The organism is Floridaenema fluviatile BLCC-F154, from assembly GCF_041929135.1.
Classification (GTDB): Bacteria; Cyanobacteriota; Cyanobacteriia; order Cyanobacteriales; family Aerosakkonemataceae; genus Floridanema; species Floridanema fluviatile.
In genome coordinates this window covers 1-11,776 of the sequence record NZ_JBHFNS010000085.1, presented here as the reverse complement: position 1 = coordinate 11,776, position 11,776 = coordinate 1, and the positions used below count along the sequence as shown (strand labels likewise).

Here is an 11,776-nt window from a genome sequence, read left to right as displayed (position 1 = left end):
GAGATTTATAGTCTGACGCACTAATCATAAAACTTGATTCCGTAGGGTGCGTCAGAGGTTAAAATCTTGATGTTGTTACTGAGATTTATAGTCTGACGCACTAATCATAAAACTTGATTCCGTAGGGTGCGTCAGAAGTTAAAATCTTGATGTTGTTACTGAGATTTATAGTCTGACGCACCCTACAACTACAACTGCCAATTATAAAACCTCCGTTTCTAAAGCTTTGCGAGCTAATTTTGTTACATAAATTGTGACTGCAACTGTAGCGATAAAACCAATAATCCGAATTGCCCATTGTGCGTTAGGATTACCTGGTTGAGATTGAGTTCCAATTGTAGCAATACTACCAGCTAAAGAACCGATATAAACATACATAATTGTGCCGGGAATCATGCCAATGGAAGCGAGAACAAAGTCTTTGAGAGAAACTCCAGTTACACCATAAGCATAGTTTAATAGGTTAAAGGGAAAGATCGGAGAAAGGCGAGTTAATAAAACTATTTTAAATCCTTCTTCTCCTACTGCTCGATCGATCGCCCCAAAATTTTTCTTATCTGCAATTTTCTTAGCAACCCAATTTCGAGCTAAATAACGCCCAACTAAAAATGCAGCAGTAGCGCCAATAGTTGCACCAATAAAAACATAAAAGGAACCCATAACTACCCCAAAGACAACACCAGCACCAAGGGTGAGAATTGAACCTGGTAAAAAGGCGACGGTGGCAATAATATAAAGTGCGATAAATGCTAATGCACCTACCGAACCAAGTCCTTCAATCCACTCTAAAGCATTTCGTAACCATTGTTGAGGATTAAATAGTAAAGTATTTTGGGCTGATTCTTGTGCTAAAGCTGGTTCTGCGGTAAATATTAAGCTAAAACTAAATGCTGTTAGTGTCAGAAAAAAGAGTTTAACTAGTTTTGTGGTGTTTTTGGTGAATATAGGAGTTATCGTTTTCTTTTCCGGTTGGGGAACTATCAATTTAGTTATTGTCGGTTGTAACATTGTCTGATTTTTCCTAATTTAAAGAGTTGTGTTTAAAGCTTTTTCAGTCAGGTGGGCTAAATAAACTGTTACGGTAATTGTAGCTAGTAATCCTATTCCCCGAATCAACCATTGAACAATTTTGGTTTCTAAATTGCTTGCTTGATTAGGTTTTCTTAACATCGCTAAGTCACCAATTAGAGAAGCAAGATAAACATAAGCTGTTACGCATTTAAAAGTCATATTGTAGGGTGCGTCAGATTTAGATATTTTCCTTTCTACATAGGCTTTACCGTCTGACGCACCCTACTCGTTAATAAGTGATTTAAATGCGTAACAGCTTACATGACAGTGCCGGGAATTATGCTTAAAGAAGCTTTTCGCTGTGCAAAGATACGTTGTTGCGCTTTATCGCCAGATTAGCGCCAAAGCGCAACAATGTACAGGGTGAATCTTTAACTCTAAGCTGACCAGGGTTCGCTAAAGTCGTGGTAAAGTGTTAAACCACCATCAATAAATAAAGTTTGTCCGGTGATATAAGTGGTTTCTTCTGATGCTAAAAATGCTACAGTTGCCGCCATTTCTTCAGCGGTTCCGGCTCGATTCATGGGAATGTGACTTTCTACTTTTGCTTTTTCTTCTGGATCGTTAATCCAAGCTTTGTTAATGGGAGTAATTGTGGCTCCAGGGGCGATCGCATTTACTCGAATACCTTGGCTAGCGTATTCTAAAGCTAAGGTTTTGGTCAAATTTCCCATACCGCCTTTACTGATAGAATAGCTCAAATAGTGAGGTCGGGGAATGATTTCATGAACGCTAGAAACGTTAATAATTATACCGGGAATTTGACGATCGAGGAAATGTTTAATTGCTTCACGAGCGCAAATATAAGCACCTCGGAGATTAACGGCTAATACGCGATCGAAGTCTTCAATTTTAGTTTCGTGAGCCGCACTTTCGATTTGAATTCCGGCATTATTAATCAGAATATCGAGGCTACCCAAATTTTCAATTGCGGTGTTTACCATTTCCATAACATCTTTTTCTTGGGAAACATCGCCTTGTACTAATACATTTTTGACACCACAACCACGAATTTCTTCACAAGCTAATTCCAACATTTCTAAGGTGTCGGAAGCATCATCGGGACTTTGGCGATAGTTGATAGCAACGTTAACACCTTCTTGAGCTAAACGAACTGCGATCGCTTGACCAATTCCCGAAGTTGCACCAGTAACTAATGCGTTTTTACCTTTTAATCCCTTCATCACTTTTAACCTTCAATTTCTGTAACTTTAATTGGTTGAGTTAAAACCAACAATGAAATTTCCTAGCAAATTTTCTAGGGTAAATTAGAGCTTAGACTAAATGAATAATAGTTTAATAAATTGGTTCAGTCATATTCAAAAAGGTAGTTTTCTGAGTTTTGAATCGCGTCTATCTTTCATTTTTTTACTGCTACAATTGAAGAAAATTAGCGAATTATCAATTCCTTCTCTACACAAGTTTGATTTTTAATTCATCTACCAATAGTAAGACTTGGAGCAAATAATATGACAGCAACAACAAATGAGAAAAGTCAGTCGCAGCAATGGCACAACTTGTCTGTACAAGAGGTTTCTAAGCATTTAGACAGCGATTTAGAAAGGGGATTAACATCAGGTGAAGTGACAAAACGACAGGAACGTTTTGGTGCTAATGAACTGAAGGGAAAAGCGGGAAAAAGTCCTGTAGTGAGATTTCTTCTTCAATTTAACCAACCGCTTTTGTATATTTTATTGATTGCGGGTGCAGTGAAAGCTTTTTTGGGAGAATGGGTAAATGCTTGGGTAATTTGGGGCGTAACTTTAATTAACGCGATTATTGGATATGTGCAAGAATCAAAAGCAGAAAGTGCGATCGCTGCTTTAGCTTCTTCCGTTCAAACAGATGCTACCATTTTACGCAACGGTCAAAAAGTTAAAGTTCCCTCTACAGAATTAGTACCAGGAGATTTAGTAATTCTCACCTCTGGAGACAAAGTACCAGCAGATTTGCGACTGATAAAAGCGCGAAATTTACAAATTAATGAATCAGCACTTACAGGTGAATCAATAGCAGTAGAAAAAGACACAAAAACGATCGATCGCAATGCAGCTTTAGCCGAACGAACTAATATGGTTTATGCTGGTAGTTTTGTGACTTTTGGACAGGGAAAAGGTGTTGTAGTTGCGATCGGAGAATCTACAGAAACCGGGCGAATTTCGCAATTAATGGAGCAGAAAACGAGTCTGTCAACGCCATTAACGCGCAAATTTGACAAGTTCAGTCGCATCTTACTTTACGTAATTTTAGGAGTAGCAGCACTCACTTTTGCTGTTGGTTTGGGATATGGTAATACCTGGGTAAAAATGTTTGAAGCAGCTGTAGCTTTAGCTGTTAGTGCAATCCCCGAAGGTTTACCCGCTGTTGTTACTATTACTTTGGCGATCGGCGTTTCTCGAATGGCGCGTCGTCATGCCATTGTCCGTAAATTACCAGCTGTAGAAACTCTGGGTGGTGCTACTGTTATTTGTTCCGATAAAACAGGAACATTAACAGAAAATCAAATGACTGTACAAGCTATTTATGCAGGTGGTGAAAATTACACTGTCACTGGTACAGGTTATGCTCCTGATGGGGAAATTCTGTTAGATAATCAGCCTGTTGATTTGACAAATTCTCCAGTTTTATTACAGTGTTTAATTAGCGGTTTATTATGTAATGATTCCCATTTAGAATTTAAAGATCAAAGGTGGCAAGTAATCGGCGATCCAACTGAAGGCGGATTAATTGCAGTTGGTAATAAAATGGGATTAACTCAGGCAGATTTAGAAAAAGAAATGCCCAGAATTGATGTAATTCCTTTTGAATCAGAGTTTCAATATATGGCAACTTTGCATGAAGGAGGGATTGGGGACTGGGGATTGGGGACTGGGGAACAAGGAAATTCAAGTAATGATAAATCAAGGATTATTTATGTTAAAGGTTCAGTTGAAGCTTTGATTTCTCGGAGTCAAAATATGTTAGACTCTCAGGGAAATTTGATTCCGTTAGACTCAGAAATTGTGCATCGAGAAGTTGATGCTATGGCGCAGCAAGGTTTGCGGGTGTTAGCTTTTGCGATGAAAGAAGTATCAGCAAATCAGGAATCTGTAGATCATAAAGATATTGCAGAAGATTTGGTTTTAACTGGATTACAAGGAATGATCGATCCGCCAAGACAGGAAGCGATTAAAGCTGTGCAAGCCTGTCAAAATGCGGGGATTGAAGTGAAGATGATTACAGGCGATCATGCGGTGACTGCAAAAGCGATCGCATCCCGAATGGGATTAAGTAAACATCGGGAAGTTCTGGCATTTACGGGACAGCAAATTGCCCAAATGGATCGACAGGAACTCTCAACCGCTGTAGAAGATGGATCGGTGTTTGCTCGTGTCGCTCCCGAACAGAAATTACGATTAGTTGAAGCCTTACAATCTAAAGGTGAAATTGTGGCGATGACGGGGGATGGTGTCAATGATGCACCTGCGCTCAAACAAGCAGATATTGGGATTGCAATGGGACAAGCGGGGACAGAAGTAGCGAAAGAAGCTGCTGATATGATTTTGACTGATGATAATTTTGCTTCTATTGAAGCAGCGGTGGAAGAAGGACGTACTGTTTATCGAAATTTGCAAAAAGCGATCGCATTTATTTTGCCTGTAAATGGCGGCGAATCAATGACAATTTTAATTAGTGTATTGTTAGCCAGAGCTTTGCCGATTTTATCTTTACAAGTGCTGTGGTTAAATATGGTAAATTCGATCGCCATGACAGTTCCTTTAGCCTTTGAGCCAAAAACCGAACGGGTGATGCAACGTCCTCCACGCAATCCCAATGAATCTTTACTTAATCGCCAACTTTTACAGCGAATAATCGTGATTTCTGTTTTTAATTGGATTTTAATTTTTGGTGTTTTTGAGTGGATTCAAGGAACTAGCGGAAATATTGCTTTAGCTCGGACAATGGCAATTCAAGCATTAGTAGCCGGACGATTGTTTTATCTTTTAAGTATTAGTCAATGGGCAAGTGCGATCGCTAAGAAACTTCGCGGGAGAGTGGCACAAATTAACGATGCACCAGCCATTGGCATTGGAATTGTTTGTACGATAATTTTGCAAATTATCTTTAGCCAGTGGAGTCTAATGAATAGGTTGTTTTACACAGCACCATTGAACCTTAATCAATGGTTAATTTGCTTACTTATCGGCGTAGCAATGATTCCGGTAGCCGCTTTTGTCAATCGCTTCGATCCTCTTAATTAATCCTATAAATTTAGAACTTACGCACTCAGATCCCCCAACCCCCTTGGTAAGGGGGCTTGAGAAATTCCCCCCTTTGGTAAGGGGGGCTAGGGGGGATCTGGGTTTCAGGCTGAGAGTGCGTAAGTCCTAAGCTGTTACGCATTTAAATCACTTATTAACGAGTAGGGTGCGTCAGACGGTAAAGCCTATGTAGAAAGGAAAATATCTAAATCTGACGCACCCTACAATATGACTTTTAAATGCGTAACAGCTTAGCGATCGCCGGAATATTAGATTCGATTAATTTTGTACTGGAATGATTGATGATTTAAATGTGTTCGCGTTTCAATGTTGTCATGGCAACAATAATCCCAATTACAGCAAGAAAAGCTGTGGGATAAAAAGCGTAGGTGTAGGTGCCAAATAGATCGCGAATTCTGCCAGCAACTAAAGTTCCTAAAAGTGCGCCGACACCGTAAGCTGTAAAGACAATGCCGTAATTTTTGGCATAATTTTCCGGTTTAAATAAATTCAAGGTTGCCGTGGGTGCGATCGCTAACCATCCTCCCAAACAAAACCAAAATAAACAGAAAGCAATTATATATGTAGCGACTTCTCCAGAACTAGCGTTGAGCATCAAAATGGAAGCAATGATAATTAAAACGTAAGTTCCAGTGGCAACATATTTTGCTGGAAAGCGATCGGTTAACCAGCCAAATAATGGACGGCTCAAACCATTAAACAGAGCAAATAAAGAAACTGTACTCGCTGCGACAATTGGATCGAGTTGAATAATTTCCTGAGCTACGGGGCTAGAAATTCCGATCGCACTCAAACCAACTAAAGCCCCAATCATGTAACAAATCCACAACCCATAAAACGAGCGAGTTTGTAACATATTAGGGCGATTGCTTGGTATAGAAATTTGGGTAATTTTAGCAAAATTTTTCCCCTGTGGTTTCCATTCTGGAGGCGGTACTTTCAAAGTAAGAGAAATTAAGGAAATAGCGATCGTAAAAACAATCCCCAGAATCAACAAAGTTTGTCTAATTCCAAAAGCATCAATCAAACCTTTTGCTAAGGGAGCCGTTACTAAGGGAGATAATCCAAAACCAATAATAGTTAAACCAACAGCTAAACCTTTGCGATCGGGAAACCAGCGAGCCGAAACTACCATCGGTATTCCATAAGTAATGCCAACGCCAGTTCCCGCGATCGCTCCATAGGTAAGTGTCAGCATGGAAATATTGCTAGCGAAACTGGAAAGAATGTATCCCACTCCGACAATTAAACCACCAAAAGCAGCAATTTTTTGGGTGCCGATGCGATCGACATAAAAACCCGTAATTGGCATTAATGTGGCATAAAAAACCAAGGCAACGGTATAAGGTAATAAACTTTCCGTTGCTCCAATGTTAAGTAATGCTTCTAACGGCTTGCGAAAAATGCTCCAAGAATAAACTGTTCCCAAACAAAGCAAAACCAGCATCCCCAAAGGAATTAATAACCATCTTCCCTGTTCTGCTGGTAGCCCAAACAATGTCAAATCTTGGTTCTGACTTTCTAACTTCATAATCGATCGGTAAACGTGATTACTTCCGATCAAGTTATCGCTAATTCCACGAAAACAGCAAAAACCTCAGCTTTTTTTAGGCTGAGGCTCAGAGGAGAATTCCGATAATTAGACGCGATTCACTTTGGCTCAAATCTTAATAAATCCTTAGCTAACCCCGAAAGCAGTCAAAACTAACAAGCTAACGAACAGAATTGCTGCCGCACCTTGGAAAAGGTAGCGTTGCTGTTGCTCTTGGGAAGGGTACTCAGCGTAGTAAACGGTGGGTTCAACAGCGTAGTTGTTCAAAATGCCTTTGTCATCAGTGGTGTACATTTGTTTTTCTCTCTCTCTTTGTTAACTTATGTAAATAAATGTAACGAATTATTTACAAACTGTCAAGAGATTAAATGAGTTGTGGTATTAGACTTGCTGAGAGTTAAGATAAGTTTTAGCTATGGCGAACAAAAACCTTCAGCGACAAGGGTTGGAGCCGCTGAACTCTGACTGTGTAGCTAGTTGCCAGTTCTAGAAGTAGGAATTACAGTTTCAGAAGTGTAGATTAATTACGATCGCTAATGTTCTTGGGCCATCTCGAAACCAGATATTAAGGTCTATATGGAGCAACTGCATATTAATCAGTTAGTAGAGATTATTCGCACCGAACTACTGTCGGAGCTACAAATTGCGAGCATCGATCCTCACGATCCAGTAGTAGTGCATCATTTACCCGCACCTTGGCAACTTGTTGGCGCAGGAAACTACGCCGCAGTCCTCTGTCATCCCAATTATCCAGAAGTGGTAGTGAAGATTTACGCTCCTTCCCGTCCGGGTTTTGAGGAGGAATTGGAAGTTTACCGTCGCTTAGGTGCTCATCCGGCATTTTCTCAGTGTTTCTACGGCGAAAATGGCGTTTTAGTCCTGAAACGCTTGTATGGAGTCACTCTCTACGATTGCCTTTCCAAAGGTTTGCAAATTCCCAAACAAGTTATCCAAGATATTGACGCAGCTTTGGAGTATGCCAGAAGTCGTGGACTTTACCCCCATGATGTTCATGGTCGGAATGTGATGATGTATGAAGGAAGAGGATTAGTTGTAGATATTTCTGATTTTCTACATTTGGAAACTTGTAGTAAATGGGATCATCTCAAGCAAGCATACTATTGGCTATACCTTCCTTTGTTTTATCCTCTGCGGTTAAAAGTACCTTATTTTTTGCTCAATATTGTGCGTAAAAGTTATCGTCTGGCAAGTTCGAGTATTATTTTTATGGCTCGATTAGTTCGCCAGACTTTTGGTAATAGAAAGTTGCTCAAATTAGCAAAAAAATAAATGAGTTTTGATTTTTCTAATCCTAAAGAGTTAGTAACTAATCCTTTAAGTTACTTTTGCAATGTTGGTGAAGATTACGAAAAATACCGTCCTCTTTATCCAGAGGCAGCAATTGATAAAATCTTGTCAGGTTTACCATCTCCAAATCAATTATTAGCGGCTGATATTGGTGCGGGTACAGGAATCAGTTCGAGATTGTTGGCAAATCGAGGTGTGCGGGTATTTGCGATCGAACCCAACCCAGATATGTTTCTAGCTGCAAAACCTCATGAAAGGGTCAAGTTTTTAACTGGAACAGCTGAAAAAATTCCTTTAGAAACGGCATCTGTAGACTTAGTAATTTCTTTTCAAGCATTTCATTGGTTTGATTTTATCAAAAGTTTGGCGGAGTTTCACCGCATTCTCAAACCTGGGGGAAGAGTGGCTTTAATGTGGAATTTTTGGCAGCAAACAGATGTGATTTCTCAAGCTTACACTAAGTTACTGTTTGCAGCTGGGAGCGATCGACAAAATCAAACCTCATCTTCATCACAAATAAAAACATTACTCCAGTCTTTGCAATATCAATTATTTTGGCAAGGATTATGGCTTCCCTATTTTAAAAACCTGCGTTGTCATAGTTTTACTTTTGAGCAACATTTGGATTTAGTCGGATTAGTTGGATTAGCCAGAAGCCAAGGTTTTACACCTCAAGAAGGAACTGCTTTAGCAGAATTGATTTTGAAGTTGGGGGAGTTTTGCGATCGATTTTCTGACAATCAAGGTCAAGTTCGTCTCGTTTATCTGACAAAATTATATATAGCAACTTCAGCCTGAAAAATATAAATACTCACAACAACAACAGCACCCAAACTGGACTTACCGAGTGATTTCCTCTGTTAATTACTTCAACTTGGAGCGACAATGAAAAACTCAGATCCAGTTGTCTTACTCCCCTTTTTCAGTTGAGGAAATATCAGTTTTCTAGTTGTTGAGTGCTGTTGTTCGTTAACACAATAGATAGTAAATGAAACAGCTACTTTCCTCCTTAATTTAATAGTGGACTTGGGCTGTAATCTCTATCTGAGAAGCTCTTGAAGCTTCAATTATTAATTTACCACCTTCTCAAACCTTTGGTTAAAGATGATAAAAAACTTTACTTTTCCCTAGAAAGTGAATAATCAGACTATCTCAACTATAAACGAGTTAATCACCCCCTGAAGATAGAATACTTGCAAGAAACTAAAGACTACTCTTGTGGAATAACCTGTTGAAGAGTGTACAAATTTATGAAGAATAAAGCAGAGGACGATCGGCAAAAAAATGCCAAGTACAAATCAGAACATATACCAACCACAGAAGAAGGTAACACCCCGCTAGATGAAAGATCCCGCATGACAGGTCAAGAATCTGGTACTGATGTTCGCTCTGGTGCTGAACCGGAAGCGCCAGGAGGAGATGTTAAAGTGGTTGGTGGCCCTAATCAGGGTACAGATTCGCGTTAATAAGAATCAGATTCGAGAAAAATGGGCAAAGTTTGTTGAGGATGAACGTCTCCGCCAAAAAGATTCAGGTAACTGGGAAGAATTTTCTACTATTTTAAGTTGATTTACTGGTAAATTAATGGCAGAGTTGGCCTACTTTCTCTGATTATGTCTTCCCAACCGCAACTATTAACCGATCCATTTTTGCAACTTCCGACAGAAAACTCGATTCGAGTAGTTTGGTTTACAGAATTTCTCGGTTCTCGCCACACCGTTACCTTTGGCTATAACTTAGAAAAAATTGTTAAAGCCAACACAATTAAGCTCAGTCGCACCCGCGAAGATCAAAAGTCAAAATTTAGGGAGCAAACCGCAGAAAATCAAGTTTATCAACAACCCGTTTGGCGGAATATTTGGCGACATGAAGCAGAAGTGAGGGGTTTAATTCCGGGTCAAAGAATTCCTTATCGAGTTAGTAGTGAAAGGGAAGATGGGGAAATTATTAATAGTAAAGTGTTTACTCTTACCGCTAAACCTTTGCCAGGAACAGGTTTAAAAATATTACTGACTTCCGATCATCAATTAATGCCAATGACGGCAGCGAATTTGCAAAAAGTAACTGAAATAATTGGTAGAGTTGATGCGGTTTTTTTTGCGGGGGATTTGGTGAATGTTCCCGATCGCGCTTCCGAATGGTTCGATGATAACCGAGGTCATGCTTTCTTCCCTTGCTTGCAAGGAAAAGCCAATTATAAATTAGAAAAAAATGGTGTTTCTACTATTTATAAAGGTGGAGAAATAATTCAACACGCGCCGATATTTCCCACTATCGGTAATCACGAAGTTATCGGAAGATTTTCCCAATCAAGCAGCTTAAGCGAACAATTTTATGATACTTTCCCTCGCGAAGTTGCTAAACAAACTTATCAGGGTAAAGTTAATTTAAAGGATTACTCTTTTAATACAGATACTTACGAAGAGATTTTCACTTTACCTAATGATAGTCCTGGGGGAGAAAAATATTATGCAATTACGATCGGGGATGTGCGGTTAGTAGTATTATTTGCTGCTTGTGTTTGGCGTAGTCCGAGTTTAGCTAGTACTGTTAAGGGGAAGTATCGGGAGAGCGATCGCGACTTAAACACCCCCGAAAATTGGGGATACGGACAGCATATTTTCGAGCCAATTCATCAAGGTAGTAACCAATATCAATGGTTAGAAAAAGAATTGAATAGTCCTGAATTTCAGCAAGCTAAATATAAAGTAGTAATGCTACATCATCCACCCCATACTTTAGGAGATAATATAGTTCCTCCCTTCACCGATCCCGTGCAAACAATCGATCGAGATAGTGATGGGACAATTAAATCAATTCGCTATGAATACCCGAAAGAAAAAGATTACTTAATTCGGGATATTGAACCATTACTCAATGCCGCAAAAGTACAATTGGTATTTTTTGGACATTCTCATTTATGGAATCGTTTCGTTAATTCCAGTGGCGTTAATTTTCTCGAAACTTCCAATGTTGGTAACTCTTACGGTGCAGCTTTAGGTGAGAAGAAACGACCTGTACCAGATAGTAACTCAGCAAATTATGTTGCAACTGGCAACCCCAATGGATTAGATCCAATTATCCCCGCAATTGCACCTTTAGTTAATGAAAATAATCAACCATTGCCATATATCGCAAGTAACGATCTCACCGTGTTTAGTATTTTAAATACTGCCTATGGTACGGTGAGCAGTTATTGTTTTGATACGCGAGAACCAAATTCACCAGTGATTAAATTTGATGAGTTTTCTTTGCTTGCAAGTTAAAACTAATTCGGACTCTCAGCTTGAACACAGGATAACCGATACCAGGAATTTGATCTCCAAGCAACTCTCCTCTATTAAATAGATTAATGCGAGGATGGTGTCGATCGCAATTAAGCTAAACAACCCTACTTTACTGTAGTGCTTAATCGTCGCTGGATGGGATAATCTCATCTCTATTGACATACTCCCCCGTCAAGCGATGCTGTGACGGGGGATTCTCCCAGAATCACCTCTTGAGATTACTGGTTCAACGAAACAGCTTAAATCCTCAATATCTCTATTGAAGACCCAGAGGCCGGATTCTCCCCAGTCGTTTG

Annotated in this window: 10 protein-coding genes; 5 read left to right on the top strand and 5 right to left on the bottom strand. The window is 39.5% G+C overall.

Annotation, left to right across the window (positions count from 1 at the left end; all coding sequences use genetic code 11):
* Nucleotides 1-201: 201 nt before the first annotated feature.
* The 3 genes from ACE1B6_RS23520 to ACE1B6_RS23510 all read right to left on the bottom strand — a co-directional run bounded on the left by ACE1B6_RS23520 (nucleotide 202) and on the right by ACE1B6_RS23510 (nucleotide 2,255).
* A complete protein-coding gene (locus tag ACE1B6_RS23520) occupies nucleotides 202-1,008 on the bottom strand; it encodes a TVP38/TMEM64 family protein (protein WP_459563091.1) in 807 nt (268 codons plus the stop codon).
* Nucleotides 1,009-1,026: 18 nt separating this feature from the next.
* Nucleotides 1,027-1,230 (bottom strand): hypothetical protein, encoded by a 204-nt coding sequence (locus ACE1B6_RS23515; RefSeq protein ID WP_413259708.1) that lies wholly within the window; start codon nucleotides 1,228-1,230, stop codon nucleotides 1,027-1,029.
* A 218-nt stretch (nucleotides 1,231-1,448) separates the two neighbouring features.
* A complete protein-coding gene (locus tag ACE1B6_RS23510) occupies nucleotides 1,449-2,255 on the bottom strand; it encodes a glucose 1-dehydrogenase (protein WP_413259707.1) in 807 nt (268 codons plus the stop codon).
* Nucleotides 2,256-2,540: 285 nt separating this feature from the next.
* Here ACE1B6_RS23510 and ACE1B6_RS23505 point away from each other — a divergent pair, with 285 nt between their 5' ends.
* Nucleotides 2,541-5,312, top strand: coding sequence for a cation-translocating P-type ATPase (locus ACE1B6_RS23505; protein ID WP_413259706.1), 2,772 nt, complete (start codon nucleotides 2,541-2,543; stop codon nucleotides 5,310-5,312).
* Between the two features lie 307 nt (nucleotides 5,313-5,619).
* Here the strand turns inward: ACE1B6_RS23505 and ACE1B6_RS23500 are convergent, their stop codons facing one another.
* Nucleotides 5,620-6,864 (bottom strand): L-lactate MFS transporter, encoded by a 1,245-nt coding sequence (locus ACE1B6_RS23500; protein WP_413259705.1) that lies wholly within the window; start codon nucleotides 6,862-6,864, stop codon nucleotides 5,620-5,622.
* A 147-nt stretch (nucleotides 6,865-7,011) separates the two neighbouring features.
* Complete coding sequence (gene psb34 / locus ACE1B6_RS23495) at nucleotides 7,012-7,179, bottom strand: photosystem II assembly protein Psb34 (RefSeq protein WP_413259704.1); 168 nt, start codon at nucleotides 7,177-7,179, stop codon at nucleotides 7,012-7,014.
* Nucleotides 7,180-7,461: 282 nt separating this feature from the next.
* Between psb34 and ACE1B6_RS23490 the strand changes: the two genes are divergently transcribed.
* From ACE1B6_RS23490 to ACE1B6_RS23475, 4 genes are all read left to right on the top strand, one after another.
* Nucleotides 7,462-8,175, top strand: a complete 714-nt coding sequence (locus tag ACE1B6_RS23490; RefSeq protein ID WP_413259703.1) for a serine/threonine-protein kinase — start codon at nucleotides 7,462-7,464, stop codon at nucleotides 8,173-8,175.
* Nucleotides 8,176-8,991 carry a class I SAM-dependent methyltransferase gene (locus ACE1B6_RS23485; RefSeq protein ID WP_413259702.1) on the top strand — a complete coding sequence of 272 codons (816 nt, stop codon included), beginning with the start codon at nucleotides 8,176-8,178 and terminating at the stop codon, nucleotides 8,989-8,991.
* A gap of 452 nt (nucleotides 8,992-9,443) precedes the next feature.
* The gene (locus ACE1B6_RS23480) at nucleotides 9,444-9,659 is read left to right on the top strand and encodes a hypothetical protein (protein ID WP_413259701.1); all 216 of its coding nucleotides are present in this window, start codon (nucleotides 9,444-9,446) and stop codon (nucleotides 9,657-9,659) included.
* Between the two features lie 147 nt (nucleotides 9,660-9,806).
* On the top strand, nucleotides 9,807-11,459 hold the full coding sequence (locus ACE1B6_RS23475; RefSeq protein WP_413259700.1) for a metallophosphoesterase family protein: 1,653 nt from the start codon (nucleotides 9,807-9,809) through the stop codon (nucleotides 11,457-11,459).
* Nucleotides 11,460-11,776 lie beyond the last annotated feature (317 nt).

Coding starts and splice junctions, on each gene's coding strand:
- ACE1B6_RS23520 (WP_459563091.1), bottom strand. CDS start 1,008: ATGTTACAACCGACAATAACTAAATTGATAGTTCCCCAACCGGAAAAG.
- ACE1B6_RS23515 (WP_413259708.1), bottom strand. CDS start 1,230: ATGACTTTTAAATGCGTAACAGCTTATGTTTATCTTGCTTCTCTAATT.
- ACE1B6_RS23510 (WP_413259707.1), bottom strand. CDS start 2,255: ATGAAGGGATTAAAAGGTAAAAACGCATTAGTTACTGGTGCAACTTCG.
- ACE1B6_RS23505 (WP_413259706.1), top strand. CDS start 2,541: ATGACAGCAACAACAAATGAGAAAAGTCAGTCGCAGCAATGGCACAAC.
- ACE1B6_RS23500 (WP_413259705.1), bottom strand. CDS start 6,864: ATGAAGTTAGAAAGTCAGAACCAAGATTTGACATTGTTTGGGCTACCA.
- psb34 (WP_413259704.1), bottom strand. CDS start 7,179: ATGTACACCACTGATGACAAAGGCATTTTGAACAACTACGCTGTTGAA.
- ACE1B6_RS23490 (WP_413259703.1), top strand. CDS start 7,462: ATGGAGCAACTGCATATTAATCAGTTAGTAGAGATTATTCGCACCGAA.
- ACE1B6_RS23485 (WP_413259702.1), top strand. CDS start 8,176: ATGAGTTTTGATTTTTCTAATCCTAAAGAGTTAGTAACTAATCCTTTA.
- ACE1B6_RS23480 (WP_413259701.1), top strand. CDS start 9,444: ATGAAGAATAAAGCAGAGGACGATCGGCAAAAAAATGCCAAGTACAAA.
- ACE1B6_RS23475 (WP_413259700.1), top strand. CDS start 9,807: ATGTCTTCCCAACCGCAACTATTAACCGATCCATTTTTGCAACTTCCG.